This is a genomic window from Dissulfuribacter thermophilus (assembly GCF_001687335.1).
Taxonomy (GTDB): domain Bacteria; phylum Desulfobacterota; class Dissulfuribacteria; order Dissulfuribacterales; family Dissulfuribacteraceae; genus Dissulfuribacter; species Dissulfuribacter thermophilus.
This window is the reverse complement of the sequence record NZ_MAGO01000001.1, coordinates 74,461-96,537: the sequence shown is the minus strand read 5'-3', so window position 1 is coordinate 96,537 and position 22,077 is coordinate 74,461. Positions and strand designations below refer to the sequence as shown.

The 22,077-nt window shown below is 44.1% G+C and carries 10 protein-coding genes; all 10 read left to right on the top strand.

What is annotated here, in order from left to right:
* Positions 1 to 17 precede the first annotated feature (17 nt).
* Positions 18 to 4,292, top strand: a complete 4,275-nt coding sequence (locus DBT_RS00375) for a carboxypeptidase regulatory-like domain-containing protein (RefSeq protein ID WP_067615327.1) — start codon at positions 18 to 20, stop codon at positions 4,290 to 4,292.
* Between the two features lie 43 nt (positions 4,293 to 4,335).
* Positions 4,336 to 5,091: a hypothetical protein gene (locus DBT_RS00370; RefSeq protein ID WP_067615325.1), complete on the top strand. Its 756-nt coding sequence runs from the start codon at positions 4,336 to 4,338 to the stop codon at positions 5,089 to 5,091.
* Between the two features lie 23 nt (positions 5,092 to 5,114).
* Complete coding sequence (locus DBT_RS00365; RefSeq protein WP_067615323.1) at positions 5,115 to 8,543, top strand: cohesin domain-containing protein; 3,429 nt, start codon at positions 5,115 to 5,117, stop codon at positions 8,541 to 8,543.
* 30 nt (positions 8,544 to 8,573) lie between these two features.
* Positions 8,574 to 11,903 (top strand): cohesin domain-containing protein, encoded by a 3,330-nt coding sequence (locus tag DBT_RS00360; protein WP_161939872.1) that lies wholly within the window; start codon positions 8,574 to 8,576, stop codon positions 11,901 to 11,903.
* On the top strand, positions 11,900 to 13,276 hold the full coding sequence (locus DBT_RS00355; protein WP_067615319.1) for an IPT/TIG domain-containing protein: 1,377 nt from the start codon (positions 11,900 to 11,902) through the stop codon (positions 13,274 to 13,276). The genes DBT_RS00360 and DBT_RS00355 overlap by 4 nt, the downstream gene beginning before the upstream one ends.
* An 11-nt stretch (positions 13,277 to 13,287) precedes the next feature.
* Positions 13,288 to 14,985, top strand: a complete 1,698-nt coding sequence (locus DBT_RS00350) for an IPT/TIG domain-containing protein (protein WP_161939871.1) — start codon at positions 13,288 to 13,290, stop codon at positions 14,983 to 14,985.
* Between the two features lie 61 nt (positions 14,986 to 15,046).
* Positions 15,047 to 16,270: an MFS transporter gene (locus tag DBT_RS00345; RefSeq protein WP_067615315.1), complete on the top strand. Its 1,224-nt coding sequence runs from the start codon at positions 15,047 to 15,049 to the stop codon at positions 16,268 to 16,270.
* A 132-nt stretch (positions 16,271 to 16,402) separates the two neighbouring features.
* Positions 16,403 to 18,976 carry a protein translocase subunit SecDF gene (locus DBT_RS00340; protein ID WP_067615313.1) on the top strand — a complete coding sequence of 858 codons (2,574 nt, stop codon included), beginning with the start codon at positions 16,403 to 16,405 and terminating at the stop codon, positions 18,974 to 18,976.
* Between the two features lie 826 nt (positions 18,977 to 19,802).
* Positions 19,803 to 21,086, top strand: a complete 1,284-nt coding sequence (gene murA, locus DBT_RS00335; RefSeq protein ID WP_067615311.1) for a UDP-N-acetylglucosamine 1-carboxyvinyltransferase — start codon at positions 19,803 to 19,805, stop codon at positions 21,084 to 21,086.
* A complete protein-coding gene (gene moaA, locus DBT_RS00330) occupies positions 21,083 to 22,066 on the top strand; it encodes a GTP 3',8-cyclase MoaA (protein WP_067615309.1) in 984 nt (327 codons plus the stop codon). The genes murA and moaA overlap by 4 nt, the downstream gene beginning before the upstream one ends.
* Positions 22,067 to 22,077 lie beyond the last annotated feature (11 nt).

Genomic DNA, 22,077 nt, shown 5'->3' with positions numbered 1-22,077 from the left:
AATAGGGGCTAAACCAATTGAAGTGGTCCATTGGTTTGAATGAAAGAATCAAAGTGGTTTGCCTGGCCTTTTTCTGGCTTCTGTTAATACTTGCTGGAAATGGCCAGGCCAGGACAAACCTGTTTTTTATCGGCCCTCAAACCGTAGAAGCAGTGCCGGGAGCTGAGGTCACATTCACTGTTTATGTCAAGGCAGAAAAATTGAGGGCCTTTGGTTTTTCAGTGTTGTTGGACACAAGATATGTCACTTATGTGCCGAATAGTCTGTCTAGGACCGGACTGACGGAAAATTTTGATTTTCTAGGTGCAAATCTCGTCGAAAACCAGGTCTTTGATGAAAATAGGCCATATTTAAAGGAGCTTATAATTGGTGGTTCAGCCCTTAACCCTGTTTCGTCTACCTGGAACGACGGTCAGGTGAAGCATGGGATAATGGCTTTGGCGACATTCAAACTAAAACTAGTTGATGATTTTCAAATACCGCCAGAAAAATACCTGACAATCCCCATTGTTCCAAGTGGCACAGTAAACGATTTTAAGACCTATAGGCAGGGTGGAGGGCTACTTCTGTTCAAGGCAGTCGGTGAAAAGGAGCCGAAGGTCTCAATCTCTGAACCAGCCTTTGAGGCAAGATACGAGGATGCCAACATAACAGCATCAGGAAGTGGAACTGATGAGTACGGGAATCCTTTATCAATTTATTACTGGGTAGATCCCTTTAAGATTCATTATCCATTAGGTAGTGATTTTATTATCAAGACAGGCAGTAATGTTAAAATTGATTTCACCAGTTCTTCACCAGGATTGCAGGCCCTTTATCTTGTGGGCATGGATGACAGATTTAACGGGGCGTCTGCCTTTACAGTGTTTGGAATTGGTGAAGACGTAGTTGTAGAATTTTTCGGTTCAATAGAGGGAATTGTCAGAAGCTCAACCACGTTGGACCCAATTGCTGCTGCTGAAGTTGTTGCCTATGAAGGAGAAGGCAGTGATTTGCGTCGTCTAGTCTCTGTGGTTACAGGAGGCGGTGGCGAATTTCTGATAGATGGTATTGGGGCTGGAACTTACACTCTCCTTGTCCATAGGGAGGGATATCAGGAGGGCTCAGTTACTGTTACTCTCAAAGATGACAATTCTACTATAAAAAACGTAATCATTGAACTTCTGCCCCTGGGGCGGCCTACAGGTGATGTTTATTCCTACATCAATGGTAAGTTCTGCGCTTTTTTTGAAGATTCACGGATTCCAGCCCAGGGATTGAGGATAAGGGATGTAACTGGCCTATATTCTTGCATTACAAGAGAAGATGGCTGTTGTGAGATAGACTGGCTTAGAAAGGGTGACGACTTCAAATATATGTGGCTCGCAGAGGGAGAGGGGGCATATTCTCTGGTCACAAGTCCTCAGTCCATCTCTGAAACAGATCCAATAAATCTCTTTGTTAAAAAAGCCCTCAAAACAACTTTAGAAGTAAGGGTCATAGATCCGATTTCACTAGTTGGGGTTAAAGGCGTCCAGGTCAGCCTTTATGACGATCGGATAGGTAGGACCATAAAGGTTGAGGGACCAACAACCACAACTGGTGTCGTGACTTTCCACGGCCTGGAACCAGGTAATTCCTATGTGTTAAGTGCGACATTAACCGATTCGGGAAAGACCCATTTAGTAAAACAGACAGTTTCTGTTGAAAAGGGTAGCAATGTTTATAATCTGTACCTTCATAAGTTTGACCCGGGAAAACTGAGTGCCTCTAGCCTGAATGGCGGAAAGATCCTATTACAGGTAGTTGACGGGACCAGCTTCACTCCTATTAGCCTTTCAACTCAAACTCTATATCTAATTGATTTTAATAATAAAAAATTGAATTTCTATTTTGTGAAGGACCACTATGAGACATCAGAGCTTCTAAGTGGAAACTATACCCTTTGGGTTAATCCTCCAGGATACCAACCTCTTGAGGGATACAGAATTCAAGTATCGTCAGAACAAAAAAGTGGAATAGTGGTTCATATGTTTAAAGACCAACAGCCCATAACAACAGTAGATAACATAGAAGCTATAGGTAAAAGTAGTATTTCCGGGATTGTTCTGGCAAAAACTGATCTTTCCCCAATATGGAATGCCCAGCTCATTTTTACCCTAAAAGATGGAACCGAGGTGTTCACAGCGCGGACCGATGCCTCAGGTCGTTTTGAAAAGCGTGACATAACCCCAGGTACGTACATACTCGAACTAAAAGCAAATGGATATCAGGAGGTTTTAGAGGAGTTGTATGTCCCACCAGGGACTGAGTACACTGGGGCTTTAAAACTTTTTCCTCAAACCACTGGAAAACTATCTGAGGTTACTGAATCAGAACCAAATCCAACATTTTTTGGGACGGTTTTGTCATCCATTATAGATTTTAGCCCTCATCCAATACAGGGGGCAAAGGTCAGGGGACTGAACACAAAGGACGGTTCAGTACTCTTTGATATATCTACTGACGGAGCTGGTAACTTTGAGGTAGATGGAATAGACAATGATGCATTATTTTGGTTAGAGGTGTCGGCATCAGGTTTTGAGTCCCAAGTCCTTGGTCCTTTTCAACTAATCGGTACCAAGCCTATTTTCCATCCTATTTTCCTAGTGCCACAGGGCCTAATCAAAAAGTTTAAGACATCTGGTGTAGAATCTGGGGCAGATTCAGCGCTTTATTTCCCAGAAGAAGAAAAACTGGTTTTAAATGGTGGATATTACCTAGATGTCGTTTCGCTTGATCCTGTTTCGCAGTCTCTACGCCACATAGGATCCTTTGGCTTGTCAAAGAAGGTGGACGAGACTGATTTCATCTTTGGTCCAGGAAATAAGGGAAATGGCCAATATGAACTCCTTGCATTTTCAAATAATACTCTCGAGGTCTTTAGGCTTGATCGCGGTTTTGAAGGTATTTCCCTGGCCTCAGACAAAATATATCTTCCTTTTCATCCTACTGATTCGGTTTTTAGATATCCAAATCTTTTCATTGGAACTGAAAGAGGAATTTTGAGTCTCGAGGCCTTTGATGGTCAAGGCCAAAGTACTTCTCTTCCGCTTATATGGAATATTTCGACAATAAGGCCAAAGCTCCTTTTTTCCCATGACAATGGGATTGTCTCTGTGGATCAATCGGGCAAATGCACTTTTGTGGAGACAATTAATCCATATGTACCAGTTTTGAGGGATTCATGGAGTCTCGAAATAAGACCTATTCATGGGGCCCTCAGTGGAGGCTTCGGAATATTCTGTGATGCATCAGGGAAAATACTTCCAATAAAAGAGGGGGTACAAAGGGGGCTCTTTTTAAATGGAAGGGCCTACGACTTTAACCGCTTTAAAAAGGCCCTGGTCTTTACCATAGATCATCCATTGGCCAATTATAAAGGAAAACACATGGCATTTGCTGTGCTGATAGAGGATTCATGGATTGATATCCTTGAATTGACAGATCTCAATCCCTGGCTCCTAAGAAGGTATCCGGTCACCGGAGCAAAGGACATTTTTACAGGAAAGTTATGGGTTCATTACTCAATTGGTCAAGACCGATATGAGGGTGCGGTCTATTACCTGTCTCCTGAAGGTATTGGGGCAATTCCTGTCCCCACCTATCTAGGTACAGAGAGCCGTTTGGACATCCATGGCATAGATAATTCTAGCCTAGGGAATTCCTTCGTCTTTACGAATAAGGGATATCTGTTGAAGCTTGGTGCCACATACAATGCCACTTCATTATCTTTTTCTCCAGATCCCGGTTCCTATGACGTCTATTTTGTCGACTCTGATGGTCGTGCCAAGGCGAGGACGGGGATTAGCTCATTTGGAGCCCAATCTGTTGATTTTTCAAGTTTAATTCCTGTGGATATTGAGACTACCCTTTATCCTGGAGCCATCCAGAGGGTCTTTCATCCAGGCGATGACATGGGGATACTGATAACAATTCGGCCAAGTGAACCAAAGTTGGTGGACTTGTACCTACTTACTGAAATCACTGCAGGGGATTCAACATCAACGTATTACTGGATAGTGGGAAAAGATGGATCTCTTGAAGCAAAGCCCTACGGTGATGGTCCTTTTCCATCGTCTCCAGAGCCAGTAATAAGAAGCATATTTTTTGACAGAAACGTCACTGCTCAAACATTTCTTTCACATATACCTGAAGATGTTTCTGCCCTTTCGGGCAAACTGAAATTTTTGTTGACGAGGCCTGGAGCCGATCCCGAGAAAACGCCAGAGGCGGTTATTGGAGAGGATATCTTAGATTTTAGGATAAATTAAATCTAAATAATTGGCAGTGTAGGGACCATGGGAGGAGAGTGCCATGAATGAAAAGAGTTTTTACCCAAAATGGAAGAATACATTGGCAGTTTTGTCTGCGTTAATAGCATTTCTGATCTTGAACAAAGAGGCTTTATGTGCCCCAACAGTGGGTCTAGAGCTAAAAGAAGAGAAGGGGCAACTGGTTTCAAAGATCGTTCTTGTAGCTGATCCGGGTAAAAAGATTCAGTCTGTGGGGTTAGAATTGGTATATCCTCCTGATAAACTTAGATTTCTTGGGGTTGATAGACTGGAAGGGGATATCGTTAATGCCAGTGTCAACGGGTGTATCTTAAGAATTGGGTATGTCAATGCAAAAGGAATAGAGAGAGTAGAGCTATCACCTCGATTTATAATAGAGGCCCATCAAGGTCAAAGATGTATTCCTATTACCATAAAAGAGGATTCTCTCGAAGGAGATATACGAGGGGCAATTGTTTCTCCAGTTAGGGGATTTTGTCCTGACATGCCAGATGATGTGAGCTTATGGAGTATGCCAGCAGATGTTGCAAACCTATTTATGGTCGTCCCCAAAGTCTCCAAGCTCAAAACAGCTTCAATTTTATATGAAGGAATCGACATAACAGGTGCTCTGGTTGGAGCTGGCTCGTATTTTTACGATCCATTAAAGGATATGCTCTTTTTTATTCTCCCTGGCATAGACCTTCCTAGTGGACAATATCCAATTGAGGCCAAATGGGATTATGGGCAAGGTCAGATGAAACAGGCCGTAGTTGTACAGGTCAGTAAAAAACTGTAGGCCCAGCATAGGAGGATACTGTCATGATGCAAAAAGAAAAGATGAAATCTATCTATAAAAAGGTAAGACTATTAAAAGTATTTGCGATTCTAACAATCTTATGGGCCTTAGTCTTTAATCCCAAGCAAGTTTATTCTGCTGCAAATATTTCTAATCTCTTGGAATCTCCAAAGGATAGGACTTCGGATCCCACAGCACCTTCCTACAAGAATCAGTCGTTTGTATTTGGAGGAATTTTAAATGATCCTTCAGGGCTTTCAGGGGATCAGGTATATGTTGCCCTTGGAGATGGTGGAGTTGCGGTATTGAACTATGATACAAATTCTACGTCTAAACCATATGGATGGGCAGATAGAACCATTTCCATAGAGTGGATTGGCGAGGAGATCCCAATAAGTCCGGTTGGGGTAAGTGGAGTGGATCAAGATGGCGATGGGCATCTTGAGTATCTATTTGCAATAAGTGGCCCATACTGCCTAGCCTTTTCCGTAGATGGGACAACTGGTGCCATAACCTTCAAAGACAGGGTGGTGTTGAAAGACCCAAATAACCAGTCCGTTACCTACGAAGGCCAGTCTATAGAGGCCTTTTCGTCCGGTTCTGACGATTACGTCATAATTGGAGCACGACAACTTTCAGGTACAGGGGGAATCCTTTTTGCCATAAAATTTGATGAATCCTCAGGCCAATGGGCACGTTACGGAGGAGAACCAGACTTTGACGTGTTCCAGTTGGCCTATCCTGCATATTCCATAGAGCACTTTAGTGCAAAAATAAAGGGTTCATCTCAGACAGATTACCTGGCAGTTACTGGTCCGAATATACTAGATGTTTTTACCTTAGCCCCTTCGAATATTGGTGGTGACGACAGTCAAGATGCCATATCCTATTCATTGGGGAAAAGCTTTAGCGCAACAGGACAAAGTATCTCTACCTATACCAACTCAGCTATCCATGACTATCCAAATCCTGACGCCAATGAGACCCTCATTTTTGTTGGGACAGACTCAGGAATATATGCCTTTGAGCTCGATAGTGAAGACAACAGTACTCTTGATTTAAGGGAATTTGGGAATATTTCCTCTGACATAGGTACATTGAACGTAAAGGGTATTTATGCTGCAAATGTGACAGCAGATTTTCGAGATGATTGGCTTTTGGCAGCCTGTGGCGAAAAGGGGATATACATATTCAAGACATCGGGAAATGCTACCTTAAAGACTGACACACTGGCCTTACAATACATTGCAAACCTGGATACTTCAGGTGAGGCCTATGAAATCATGGGGGTTAAGGGGGCTAATTCAACTGATATTCCCAAAATTTTTGTTGCCGATGGCGGTGGGGGGATAAAGGTACTAAAAGGTTCCAATCTTAATGACGACACCAGTCGAAGTCTTGATCTCATTTACCAGTGGGATGAATCTGTTGCCCCTATAGATGTAAAAGCTGTCAAAGACTACGTGGTGGTACTTGATCAGTCAGGCGGCATCTCCGCATACACAATAGGAGATTCTAACAATGCCCCAGTTCCTATGGTGGAAAAGAAGAGTGACGGGGGCATGCTGGGAATTGATCTTGGTTGGACTAGCAGAAGAACTAAGTTTGGGACAGGATCCAATCTTGCCGGTGAACCAAGGGCATTATACGTAGATGGAAACGAGACAGATGCCAACGTATTCGTTGCCGCAGGTAGTGGAGGGATAAAATATCTCAAATTAGGTAGCGTGAATGCCACAAGTGCCACTATCGATTACCCAGTTAACGGAACTGCCTTTAAAACAGACGGAGAAGCCCTGGGGATCGACGGATATAAGACCACATCCGGGTTTGTCCTGGGGGTGGCTGATGGTGACGCAGGGGTCATGTTTCTCACCTATGATTCTAGTAAAAATGAATTTGCTAAAAAGAGTAAAGTTCACATAAATGGTACGGCCCAGGACATTTACCTTTTACAGAATATTGGTTCAGATTCTTATGCAGTAGTTGCATATGGTACAGCCGGACTTGTGATCCTGAAGATTACCAGTGATTCTGGCAATAATGCCGATTATCTTTCAAATCCTGAGCTTGTTACAACAGTTGACCTTGGGGGGAGCGTATCAAAGGTCGAGGTGGTTCAGCAGACTATAAATGGATCAACTAAATACATGGCCTACTGCCTTGTCTTTGATCCGAATGACCCGTCTGTTAGAAAGATAGTACCTGTAGATATAACAAATCCCTCTGCAGCAGCAGTTGTAACCGATGGCACGAACTCTGTCTCTTATCCTGGGAACAATTCCCTTAATCCAAGTCCAGCAGGGATTGTGGATTTTACAGCTATATCTGGAAACAATCGCTATTATTTAGTGGTAGCGAGCACGGAAAAGAAGACAGGCTCAGTAGGTGCCTCCCAGGTGTTTACCATTAATATTACCAATCCCTCTGAGATGCTCTATAGCAACGCACTTGCTGTAACGTATGAAGCTAGGTCTGTAGCCGTTACTGAATCCGGGACTGATAATATTATAATCGTAGGAGAACTTGGTGGGCAACTGTCAGATACGGGCTATAGGGGGCTTTTGGGGAGGATGCTAGTTCAGATCTCCCAGGCGTCGAACATCACTGTAAATGTCAGTGCTTCACCTCGTACTGTTGAGCCCCAGGGGACAAGTTTGCTTACTGCGACTCCAGGAGGGGGAAGTCAGCCGTACTTTTATCAATGGAGCGTGACTGACAAATCTGGAAGTACCGCTGGTTCTATTGATAATGCAACAAGCGCTTCACCTACATGGACAGCCCCTGATGTGGCTGGAATATACAATGTCTCTGTAAGGGTTACTGACAGAGATGGGAATACAGGTATTGGTACTGCAACCATTCAGGTTCAGCCCCTTGGGCTCTCCATAAGCGACCGAATAGTAAAACCTGGAGGGTTTGTAAGGGTCCCAATACACGTCACTGGAGTTGCAGCAGACATAGATGCCTTTGGTATTGTCGCCACTTATGACACCACCAATTTCTCATATTATGGCATTGAAGGGACATCAGATACAGCAGGATGGACCTTTTCAGTAAATGAGAATCCGGCAGGGACCCTGAAGATTGGTGGCCAGGCAAATGGAAATTCGGCAATATCGAGCGGGGCATCTGCAGACCTTGCCTATCTCATTTTTACGGCCTCTCCAATTGCCTCAACGTGTACTTCAGTGACAATATCTCTGAGTAATGGAGTGGATGACATTGCAGGGGTTAACTTAACTCCAGGGACTGTAAACATAGTGGTTCCAGGGGATCTTGACGGTAGTTGTTCACTTAGCCCTCAAGATGCCCTCAGTGCATTTTTGTACTACTTGGGGCTTACTGATCTCAGGGATGACGAGGCCAAAGTGGCAGATGTGGACAATGATGGAATGGTGACCCCGAACGATGCAATTTTGATCCTCGATACCTATGTTTCTGGCTCATAGGATAAATTTAGTGTGGGCGCAATGAGGACCATGCCTAGGCAAATGGGCTTGAGAGCTTATTTTTGGGCGACTGCCTTGTGGGTGACAACCCTTTTAATGGCAGATGTGACCACGGTCCATAGTGCAGCACTTTTAAGCGGCCTTAGTGGACACGAAACTCCGGTGGATCAGGTATCTGACCCTTTTTCCGATGAGTTTAGGGCCCCTGGAGAGGTGATTTCTGGAGTATTGAACATTGATGATGACCCTGGCAATGCAACGGCATTCATAAGTACCTACGGAGGAGGACTAGTTGCCCTTCGTTATAGTCCTTCTTATGGAGATAATAGAATTATTGACCGAGAGTACTCCTATGGCAACAAGCCCATATATGCCCTTGAGGTGCGTGGAGCTAATTCCACTGGTTCATCCTATATAGATACCCTTTTTTTAACTGCCACAGACGGCAATGCCACTCCCTCTTACTATATCTATGAATTTTCATCCAATGGGACGGGGCTCAGTCCTGAAAATTTCATTTCGCTGCCTTCTAGTCCATTGGATCTTACCTGTAGTAGAAAGGTCACTGCCACAGCACCAAAGGTGGTATTCGTGGCCCTTGAACAGGGAGTGTTTGGGTGGAATGCTTCATTCACGAATAACGACACCCTTACATCAACTGTTTCTCCTACAGCCATTTCCTTTATAGATGATCTGAATGCCACAGGGACCAGTAAGGATTATCTGGTTGTAGGCTGGCAAGGAGGGGAAGTAGACGTTTATGAGGTAAAAAGGGATAAAATAGGGGATGCAAATGTTACAAACGGTTTTGTTGATCTGGGATTAACTGGATTTGTAGATGGAACTCCAAGGGTTATACACGTTTTTCAGTCAGAACAAGTAGACAGTAATGATACATCGTCAGAGGCCTTGATATTTGTTGGAACAGAAAAGGGGATTCATCTCTTTGAGTTGGATGACAATGGTTCGAATCCATTCAAGGAGGTCTTTGAGGATAAGGGAGACCTAACAGGATGGCTTGATATTGACATTGACGTTAGGGACATACATGCAGAGAGCGCTGGCTATGAATCCATGAGAGACGGTTTTCTTATAGTAGCAGCAGGCTCCAGGGGCACTGTCCTTTTTAAGACATCTGGAGATGCGAATCCTGGGACTAGCCTATCAGATTCATTTTATATCCAATATGTGACTACATTTGGTACCACCTCTCAGGCACTTGAGGTTGTCGGCACTGGAGGGACTGTAAATGCGAGTAAGATACCGAGAATTTATGTGGCTGAAGCAGGAGGCGGTCTAAAGGTAATCACAGGAGAGAATCTGGATAGTCCAGGACAGGCTTCTCTCAGATTGCTCCACGAATGGGATCCAGGTGCCACTCCATTACGCATAGATGCATACAAGATTGGTGGTAGTCACTATGCCCTCATAATGGATTTAGAGGGCGGCCTCAGACTTTATGACATAGATGCAAGTATTCCGAGGTTGATCCGTGAAAGTGACTCAAACAGCACGAGTGGGGCAGTCATCTTGGATTCTTCTCAGTCCTCAGGCCAACCAATGGACCTTTTCTCCGCTATAGATTCATCTAATGATACCACTATTCATTCTTTTATTTCCCTTGGACAGGGTGGAATAAGCTATAGGGCATTAAAGGGTATAGGTACCCCTAACTTCCGGTTTGATGACTTTTCTCATTTTGATGTAGTTGGGGAAGCCCTTGGAATACACGGGTTTCAAAACACTTCAGGAGACTTCACCCTATCTATAGCTTTGGGGAGTCAGGGAGTGAAGTTTTTGGGGTTTGATCCCTCTACAGCTACATTTGAGGTCAAGAGCACAGTTGTTCTCGGCGGCAGTGCTAGGGATGTATTTCTAATACATGACCAGGGAGGCGAGGACTATGCTTATGTGGCCTATGGAGCCCTTGGACTTTACGTATTCAAGATCACGCCTGGCATCTCGGGTTCCCAGGATTTTTTGACGAATCCAGAGCTCGTTGGCTCTCTTTCTTCAGAGGCTATGGGTGGGGCTATAGCCACAAAGGTCAAGGTAATGAAACAGGGGAGTCGTTACTACGCCTATGTAGTTGGTAATGACGGAAGGCTTTATTCCTTGGACGTTACCAACCCTTCTTCTCTTTCCTTTCTTGGTATATATCCGGCAAATAATACAGAGGATCCCGGGTATATTCAGGACATTTACCTTATAGAAGATAGTGAAAACGAAAAATACTACTGTCTTTGCGCATCACAGAGTCAGAGTTCTCAGTCTGATTCCAGGCGTCTTTTATTTACTCTAAACGTCACAGATCCTTCAAATATACTCATGGGTAGCAGACTGGCCGTAGATCCAACGAGTCCTATCTTTTATCCAATTTCCATTGGTGCTGTCAAAACTGGACCATATTCGCTCATAGGGATCGTAGGTGCAGGGCAAAATGGAACAGGCCCACTAGGACTTCTAGGAAAATTCTCCACAGTTCTAACAGGAGTACAGCAGATTCAGGTTTCATTGAGCCTTGATTCCTGCCCAGCCTCACCAGGAGAAACGGTTTTTATTACTCCAGTGGTAAGTGGTGGGTATACACCATATACATACAACTGGAGTCCAGTTGACATCAAAGATGAGGGCACAGGCATATGGTCTTGGACAGCTCCGCAAGGGCCTGGATCATACGAGATCAAGCTCGAAGTGACTGATTCAGATGGTAACAGGGGTGTTTCCACTAGGACATGTACTGTGGAATACGCTGGATTGACCATTGATGAGAGGATAGCCACCCCTAATTCAACTGTGAAGGTTCCAGTCAAAGTAAGCGGAGTTGGAAATTCTATTGATGCATGGGGTATGGAGATTCAATATGATTCGACTTATTTGGATTTTTTGAGGGCTGAGAGTACTGACGATACTCTTGGATGGAGTATAGCTGTGGAAGATGAATCCAGGGGGACCTTGAGAATAGGGGGGCTCTCCAATGGCCATTTACCCATTGCTCAAGGTGTATCTGCCCAACTTTGTAATCTGGTCTTTTCTGTAAAGGATGTAGGTGGCTACGGGACAGGAACGTGTCTACAACAGGAGATTTCAGCCAATATAAATGTAAACCCCCTTAACCCCTCTCAGTTAATGGGAGACCTTCAGGGAGTGGAGATGCATGGAGGCAAGGTAAAAATCGTATTGCCAGGTGACATTGACGGTGACTTGTGTGTGACGCCTCAAGACGCCCTTAATTCCTTTTTGGGATTTTTAGGGGTGTTGGACCTTAGAGAAGATCAAAAGGCAGTGGGCGATGTAGATGGTGATGGGCAGATATCCCCTGAAGATGCCGTCATGATATTGGATAGGTATCTTAGATGATGGAAAATAGAGGAATTGCGTATCTCGTTATTTATTTGTTGTGGATCTTGCTTTTGGGGGAGAGTATTTTTGTACCCCCTGAGGCCTCAGCAGATCAATATATTTATGTGACCACAGAAAAGTATGTTTATCCGTATCCTCTAAGCAATCCTATAAAAGTCTTGGGGTATCTTCGTGGTATTAAGCCTGGGACCCCAGTAGACATCAGCATCTCCCTAGAGTTACCTGGAGGAAATGTTACGTATCTCGATCCGAGGATTGAATTTCATCCAAATGCCACGTTGGTCCTGGAAAAATTTCCATTTGTAGATATCCCTATCTCAGATTTGTTTACCTTAGACGGGACAAAGGTTTTCAAACGTTCACCTACAGGGGGAAATGACACAGCGATTGGAGACCTGCCAGCAGGGCGATATACCCTTTCAGCCAAGATCACAGGTCCTGGATTTAAGGACACCTCCATGAGTTACTTTTGGTTGGTGAGCGAAGAAATCCTTCCTAACATTGCCAATGCCTCTAGGCCGATAATAGAGGAGGTGGCCCCACCTTTTGGAAAGCCAGGAGAGATCATTTCAGTAAAAGGGCGAAATCTTCGAGGAGATCCAGCTCTTGTAGATCCCCAATTGATTGATCTGATGAACGTCAGGATTACTGTTGGTGGTGAGGAACAACCAGTGACTTACCTGGCATCAAATGGTACCATACTAAAGTTTCGTCTACTTTCCACAGCCATTACAGGAGATCTAGTAGAACACCTGATACTTCCATATTGGGCAGAAAATCAATCGATTATAGATCATAGTCGGATTCCTAAAGTTGTAGAGGTAATTAGTAATGCCTTTCCATTTTTTATAGCACCTACAATCTCAAGCATTTCTCCGTTAGATTTTAGATCCGGAGATTCTATTGATATTACAGGCAAAAATTTTGCTCCTGAAAAGAACCTTAACAGTGTGCTATTTTCAGGGGTTCCTGGCACCATTTTGGATGCTACAAACACTACCTTGACAGTAGGGGTGCCTCCCCTGAATATAGGCGGGGCAACGGCCATTGAGGTAAAGGTCATTAGTTATGGAGTTGAGAGCGAAGGATATCTAATAGGATATAATCGACCCCAGATCTACGGTTTTTTCCCCAGAAAGATTGTCCCAGGAGAAAATATTGTTGTCTTAGGTGCAGGATTTGGTGATTCTAATAGGTCAATATCAGTGTCTTTAGGACAGATACCCCTTACAATTATTGATGCAACTAACACCAGATTGACAGTAAAGACTCCTAGGGGGCTAGTTCATGGTCTTTATGACCTTATAGTTGATATTGCAGGGATCAAGGTTGTTGCTAGACAAAAGGTGGAAATAGTGCCTTCATGGTGAGGGAGCCTAATATGGTAAAAAAGATCATAGCTTCAATTTTTTTTACGGCCCTGACATCGTTATTGACCATAGTACCCAATGGGAATTGTGGAAATATAGTCAGTATAACCCCGGAAAAGGCAGTTTATGTAAATCCTGAACCGATTTACCTGCTCCTTGATCTAACTGGGCTTGAAAACGGTTACCCAGTAGATGTGTCAATTAGCCTTGAATTTCCAGATGGGACACTTGCCTATCTCGGTCCAGACGCCCAGTTTTCAAAGAATAATCCTCTGTTTATTGTAGAGAATTGGCCCTTTTCCTCTGTGAAGATAGACTCTGGATCGTGGTCTATAATGTTACCCCCTGATCTTAACTTCATACCTGGTGTTTATGTTATTAGGACCTTTATATATGATGCCCAGTCAAAGGTACTGATTGATAAGAGCGAGTCAAGTTTTACCCTCGTAGACGCGCCATATGTGGATCATGTGTCTCCTTCTAAAGGGATTACAGGCGATGTGGTTTTTATATCAGGACAGGGCTTTGGAACTGACCAAGATCTAGTAAAGGTATTTATTGGTGGTAGAGAGGCCACCATAATAGAAATAACTGATTCCAGTATTAAGACCTGGGTTCCGTATGGGGCAACAACAGGTGTAGTGCAGGTGACAGTTGACGGAATTGCTTCAAATCAGGTTCCTTTCCAGGTTGGGCCATATATAGAATCTCTTTCGTCAACAATCCTGTCTCCAGGAGATAGTCTCACTATAAAGGGTTTTAATTTTGACCCTGATAAAAATAAAAACATAGTTGTATTTAATGGAGTGAGGGGAACTGTGACATCAGCTAAAGAGACTCAGCTTTCTGTATTGGTTCCAGAAGGCAACACAGGCCCCCTTACAGTCACAGCAAATGATATGACTAGTTCTCCAGTGGAAGTCACTATAACTCCAGTGATCGAATCTATAGATCCCCCACGGGGAAGTGCTGGCGATGTAGTTACCATATTTGGAAGGAATTTTAGTCCAACTATCACTAATAATTATGTCTTATTCAATGCCGATAGCAGTGATGCATTTGCTGCAACCATATTGGAGGCATCGACCAGTCAGCTTATTGTAAAGGTGCCAGAGGCTGAGACAGGTACTGTAAGGGTATATACGAGCGGTGCTGTTGCCTCAGGAGATATTTCCTTTACCTATCCTCCAGAGATAGATTCAGTTGACCCTATTGAAGTAGTGGCCGGAGATGAGATTTTAATTCAGGGAAGAAATTTTGATGATGTAGAGCAAAAAAATGCTGTCACTATTGGCGGTGAGATGCTTACTATTCAATCAGCTATACCCCATTCCATTAAGGCAAGAATACCATTGGGAGGGGTTTCAGGTGAGATCAAGGTGGTTGTAAATGGAATGGAGAGTGAAGGTGGCCCGTTTGTCATAGTCATACCAGCTCCACTTTTGAGATCTATTGTCCCTGCAGAAATAAATGCTACAGATACGAGGACAAAGATTACTGTTACAGGTGTCGGATTTGTAAAGGGATTGACGCTTCAGCTAAAAAGAGATGGGACTTCGATTCCTGCAAATCCCAGCGTTGTCAGTTACACTTCGCTTTCCTTTTCTCTTCCAAGGGGGATTACGCCTGGAACCTATGATGTCCTCATTAATAGGAGCATTTCTGGGAGACAACTAATTAGTAATGCTCTAAAGCTCCTTGTTAATTAATAATCGATTAGGTTAAATAATCTCTAACGCCATGTTTTAATGAAAAAGATAGAGGCTACACTTGAAAGTAAGGGAAATTTATTATGGTTGGTATATTGTAGCTGCTGGCACCCTTTGCATCTTTGCCGCCCTTGGTCTAGGTAGATTTGCTCTTGGAATGATCCTTCCCTCTATGGGGACAGTCCTTAAACTCTCTGCATCGGAGATGGGGTTTATAAGTACCTCCAATTTTGCCGGATACCTTTTTGCTGTATTAATATGTCTGGTTTGGGGTCAAGTACTTAGTGCTAGACATACTATTAGTCTAGCCCTGCTTGCCTCTGGTTTATCTATGGGGCTCATGTCATTTATAAATGGTTATAAGAGTGCCTCTTTTTTTTATTTTTTGACAGGTATCGGAAGTGGGCTTGCAAATATTCCCACTATGGCCCTGGTATCCAATTGGTTTAGGCCAAACTTAAGAGGACGGGCCGCAGGATTTATCGTTATGGGGAGCGGATTTGGTATATTGTTGTCTGGTTTTATGGTCCCAATCTTAAATCAAAAGTATCTAATTGATGGTTGGCGGATTTCTTGGCTCATACTAAGCGGCATCGTAATATTGAGTTCAATAGTATGTTTTTTGATTATTAGAAATGGGCCTGAGGATATGGGACTTACCCCAGAAGGTAGCGGCCATGGTCCAGGAAATCCTGAAAAGGAGGGGAGGGCAAAAACAGGCTTTAGTGGTGGGGTATCCCTTAGGACGATAATCCATCTTTCAAGCATATATTTTTGCTTTGGCGCAAGTTATACAATATATGTCACTTTTATTGTGGTGTCCTTTACTGGAGAACGAGGTCTCTCAGAGGCCTTTGCCGGAGGCTTGTGGGCCTTGATAGGGGGAGTGAGCCTGTTTTCTGGCCCAATACCTGGATGGATTGCAGATTGGGCTGGAAGAAAGATTGCTCTACTTGTTGTGTTTGGCATGCAGTCGCTTGCATATTTATTCGCTGGACTTCCCTATGGGCATGGTATATTACCTTGGGCTTCGGTGTTGTGTTATGGTATTGCGGCATGGGGCATACCAGGTATTATGACTGCCATTGTAGCTGATTTTGCAGGTCCAGCATATACTGCCCGTCTTTTTGCCATAGTTACACTAATAATGGCAGTTGGACAGGTAATTGGACCTGCAGTGGGCGGGGCACTTTCAGACTTTACAAATAGCTTTTCCACTGCCTTTTTCCTGGCGTCGGGTATCGCGCTTTCTGGACTTTTACTCTCCTCAACATTAAAAATATAAATACAATTTGTTTTGCTAGGTTACTTTGATATAATTATTGGAATTTCCTTGCATCATTTTAGATTATCTACTAAAAATGCCTATTCACAAGAATATGCCCTAAGGCATGATTTGGAAAGGAGATAGGAGCTTATGCCAAAGAGCCTGCGTTGGAAATTCGTCCTCATGATAGCACTCTTTGCCTTGTCTTTGATTTTAGTAATACCGTCTTTTTATAAAGATACACCTGATTGGTTCAAAAAATATATCTATGCCCAGGGTCTTAAGCTAGGACTGGATCTCCAGGGGGGTATGCATCTAGTTTTAAGGGTGGATGTAGACCAGGCAGTGAGAAATGCCCTTAATATATCTGCCAGAGACCTCAAGGAATCCCTACAAAGGCGCCATATAAATCTTGTTCAGCGTGAGAGCAAAGACCCAGATCAGGTAGTCTTTGCTGTTCCAAATAAAAGCGCGTTGGAAAAGATTAAGTCCATTGTTGAGGAAGAATTTCCAAATCTTGAAGTCGTCTCTACAGATACCACTCAAAGATTTCCTTTAGTAAAAATAAGACTCCGCAAAGATGAGGCCGACTTTATAAGGGAACACGCAGTAGAACAGTCTCTCGAGATCATAAGAAACAGGATCGATCAGTTCGGAGTTGCTGAACCAGTAATAGTTAGACAGGGGGCCCAGGAGATAGTTGTTCAGCTACCAGGGATCAAGGACCCCAAGAGGGCGATAAAACTCATTGGACAGACCGCGCAGCTCGAATTTAAGTTAGTTGACGAAGATGCTGCTGTCGACCTTGGTACCCTCATTAAGCGTGCCATAGAAGACGGTAGGTTGAAGGCAGATTATGATGCAAAGGCACTTAATCAGGCCCTTAAGGGTCTGATACCCAGGGGGGACAGGATATATATAAAGAAGGAATATGATTCCAGGACCGGACGCACTAAGACTGCGCCGATCCTCCTCAAGGACAAGACTCTCATGAGCGGTGATGCTGTTAAGACAGCTCATGTGAGGATTGGAGGCACATTTAATGAACCCTATGTAGCCCTTGAGTTGACAGACAGGGGGGCGAGGATTTTTGAAAAGATTACTAGCGAAAATGTGGGCAAACGCCTTGCCATAGTGCTTGACGGTGTGGTGCGGTCAGCACCAGTCATTCGAGAGAAGATAGCTGGAGGACATGCTCAGATAACAGGCTCGTTTACCCATGAGGAGGCGGCAGATCTCGCCATAGTGTTGAGGGCAGGAGCGCTTCCCGCACCTGTTGAGATCATCCAAAATATCACAGTAGGGCCGTCTCTTGGGCGCGATTCCATTCAAAAAGGCCTAATGGCAGGCCTTATAGGAGGCGCACTAGTCCTCATATTCATGATAATTTACTATAGGCTCTCTGGGTTCATAGCCGATGTGGCAGTGGTCCTAAACATTTTGTTCCTCCTCGCTGTCTTGAGTCTTTTCCATGCCACTCTCACACTTCCTGGTATAGCAGGTATCATCCTGACTATAGGAATGGGTGTTGACTCAAATGTCCTTATATTTGAGAGAATGCGGGAGGAAAAGGCGCTTGGAAAGCCTTTAAAGGCCTTTATTGACGGGGGGTATGATAAGGCCTTTTGGACAATAGTGGACGCCCACGTAACAACACTTATTACGGCCCTTGCCCTGTTTTTATTCGGTACAGGCCCGATCAAGGGTTTCGCCGTAACCCTTTCTGCAGGTATTATAATAAACCTTTTCACCGCCATATTTGGTACTCGTATTGTCTATGACTGGATGCTTGCAAAGGGTGCTTTAAAGGATCTCACATTCCTCCAGATTGTGAAGGACACATCTATTCGTTTTATAGAGAGAAGGAATATTGCATTTGTCATTTCTGGTGTATTGGTGTTGGCTGGTATCATTGCCTTTGTTCAGATCAATAGGGGGATGGCCAATCTTGGTGTGGATTTCTCAGGTGGAAGTATGATCCAATATAGATCTGATGCACCTTTTTCTCTGGATAAGATCAGGCAGGCCTTGGGGCAATCGGGCATTGAAGGATACACACTTCAGGAAGTCCCCAAGGAGAATATCTTGATTGTTAGGGTAAAGAGATCAGTTTCCACTGTTGGCGATATTGAGACAAGGGTTACTGAGGCCCTAAATAAGGCCATGCCAGAGATTCATTTTCAGATGGAATCCAAGACAGAGATTGGATCGCAGGTTAGCCATGAGTTGAGGCGCAAGGCACTAATTGCAATTGCCATATCTTTGGCTGGTATCATAGGATATCTGGCATTTAGATTTAATGTTAGTTTTGGCGTGGCAGCGGCTGTGGCTACATTTCACGATGTACTGGCGGTCCTTGGTATATTCTACATATTAGACAAAGAGATTACCCTTCTCATTGTAACAGCACTCCTAACCATTGCCGGTTACTCTCTCACCGATACAGTAGTAGTGTTTGATAGGATTAGAGAGAATTTAAAACGAATGGGTAAGGCTAACTTTGCCCAAATAATAAATAAGAGTGTCAATGAGATGTTGGCCCGAACAATAATAACTTCTATTACCACATTGCTTGTAGTCTGTACTCTATACTTCTTTGGCGGGGTAGTAATCCACGACTTCGCCCTGGCCTTGTTACTCGGTGTGATTGTGGGAACCTATTCTTCTGTGTTTGTAGCAAGTCCTATTGTGTACATTTGGCATAAGGGTAAGGCACCCAGATAGAAACTAAATCCTGTATGGCAACTTCCATGCCTGTTTAAAAGTTTTGAGGGTTGAGTGTTGAGTTTTGAGTTGAAGGAAACCTTTTTAAAAGTTTTAAAGCTCAATTCGCTCTCAAGCTCCTGCTTGGGAATGAGAAAACGAAAAAGCCTCTTCCGGGGATCGAGGATGTTGAACCCGGAACTTGAAACTTTATATTTTAAACTTAAACTGTCATGGCGAATGGTGTAACAGGTAGAAGGAAGAAGGGAGAAGCCATGCAGTAGCAACGCTTTAGTCCATCTGGCCGGTAGAGCGCCGGCATTTGCCGTTTCCTGGTTAGTTGGGTAGACCTGATGCCAGGCTCTACCCGTAGGCCTGCAGGCAACAGTATCAGCAATGCCAGGCTTCTACTTTCTTCCTTAAAACTATATCATAAATTGGCAGAATGTGGTGTCTTGTAGTATGGCTATTCGCCATTCGTCATGACAGTTTGGGTTGAGTGTTTACAGGGAGCGAAATAATGAAAAGCAGTGCTTAAAAAGCAGAGAGTAGTGTCCAGCCAGGCGGGCAGCGCCTCCCTGTGTAGGACGGTTTGGTCGAACAGGACATGCAGAGCGAAAAAGGCCCGAACTCCCGCAGGGAGTGAGGGGGCATGTATGGACGCATGCCCCGACCTTGTCGGCATGGATGCCGACTAGGTCGGCCAAGCGGAGCATGTCCGAAAAGTGAGACCATGTCTCACAGAAGAGGTGCTACCCGCATCTGGGCGTTATTCTTTGTGGGATAATTCACCTGGTACATAATGCTAAGGCGAATTATCCCAAGGGGTATTTTCACGGTAAATTTGATGGAAAATGAATATTCCGGGCTAAAAATAAGAGGAGGAAATCCTCTAGAAGGAAGTCTGAGGATAAGTGGCGCCAAAAATGCCGCTCTTCCAGTACTTTGTGCCACCATTTTGTCTAGTGGAAAATTTGAAGTCAGTAATTGCCCAAGGCTTACTGATGTGTTCACATTGCTGGAACTCCTAAAAAGCCTTGGGGCAAGATGGGAGTGGGATACTGACGGAAGCGTCCTTGAGCCACCACCACCTCTAAATATCGATACGTCACATATCAATTCATTTGAGGCCCCTTTTGAATTAGTCCAAAAGATGCGCGCTTCTTTTTTGGTCCTTGGACCACTTCTTGCTCGTTTTGGTAGGGCAAAGGTGCCGCTTCCTGGAGGCTGTGAGATCGGAGCTCGTCCTGTAAACTTTCACCTTGCTGGCCTTGAGGCCTTGGGGGCTCAATGGAAGATTGAATCAGGTTTTGTGGATGTTAGTGTACATAAGCTCAAGGGTGCGCGAATACTTTTAGACTTTCCCTCTGTTACTGGTACTGAAAATATCCTCATGGCAGCCACTCTGGCTCATGGGAAAACAATTATCGAAAACGCTGCCATGGAGCCAGAGGTAGTAGACCTAGGCTCCATGCTAAAAAATATGGGGGCAAAAATAGAGGGCCTCGGCACATCTACTATAGTGGTGGAAGGAGTTAAAAGTCTTAGGCCTGTACCCTGGACTATCATCCCTGACCGGATAGAGGCTGGCACCTTTATGATGGCAGTAGGGATTGCAGGGGGAAGACTTGAGTTAAAAAATGCAAATCCTGCGCACCTAGATGCCGTAATATCAAAACTGGCGGCCTCGGGGCTGGAAATACACCAGAAGAAGGATGCAATTGAGGTGAGAAGAAGGACACGTATCAAGAGTGTTGATGTCACCACAATGCCCTATCCTGGATTCCCAACTGACCTTCAGGCACAGATGACAGCCATGATGGCCTTTTCTAGCGGACTGAGTGTGATTACAGAACAAATATTTGAGAATAGATTTAGGCACGTAGATGAGCTGAGGCGACTTGGTGCGGATATAAGGGTTGAACAAAGGAGTGCTATAATTCGAGGAAAAGATGAGCTTACAGGTGCCCCGTTGACTGCAACTGATCTTAGGGCCAGTGCCTCGCTTGTGATCGCCGGCTTAGGTGCAAAGGGAACTACAACAGTATTTGATATCCATCATCTGGACAGGGGATATGAAGGACTCGATGAAAAATTAAGGTCAGTGGGGGCTGAAATAAAACGGATATGAAAGACAGATACGGTAGAGAGATAAGGTATTTAAGGATTTCCGTTACTGACAGGTGTAATCTTGCTTGCACATATTGTAATCCAGAGAGAAATTTTTCATGGATCCCATCAAATGAGCTTTTGACCTTGGAAGAGATTGAATTTGTTGCCAGGGCCTTTTCTAGATTAGGGTTGAAAAAGATTAGACTTACAGGTGGAGAACCCCTTTTGAGAAAAGGGATAGTGGATCTCGCGAAAAAGCTCTATAGCATTCAAGGTATTGAAGAAGTGTGTATTACTACAAACGGAGTCCTACTTCTTGATTACGCCGATAGTCTATATGATGTAGGGGTACGCCATATAAACATAAGCCTTGATACCCTACGGCCTGAACGGTTCAAAGAGGTCTCTGGTAAGGATGCGCTCCACAGGGTGTTGGCCGGGATTGAACGGGTGATTGAACTTGGTTTTTTCCCCATAAAGATTAATACCGTCCTGATTAAGGGAATAAATGACCATGAACTGTTTGATTTTGCCCGCCTCACCATGGAAAACGTGTTAGAGTGGAGATTTATTGAGTATATGCCTATTGGGTCAAAGTGTTCATGGCAAGAAGGAGAGGTTATAACCACTGATACGGCAAAGAAGCGACTTGAAGAACAGTTTGGCCCTTTAGAAGAGGTGTTTCCCAATGGTAAATGGCATGGGCCTGCCAAGCTTTTTAGAATAAAGGGGGCAAAGGGGCTGATTGGTTTTATTAGCCCTATGAGCCATCATTTCTGTGATACCTGCAATAGACTTCGTCTCACTCCTGACGGAAAGCTGAGATTGTGCCTTTTTTCAGACAATGAGGTTGACCTAAAGACCAAGATCAGAGAGGGGATGAGTATCGAGGCCCTTTCGAAATTTCTTAAAGAGGTGGTCTACGATAAGCCACTCGGTCCTGTTGCTCAAAATAAAGAACCAGGTTGTGAGCGAGCTATGAGGGCAATCGGTGGCTAATGGCATGTTCT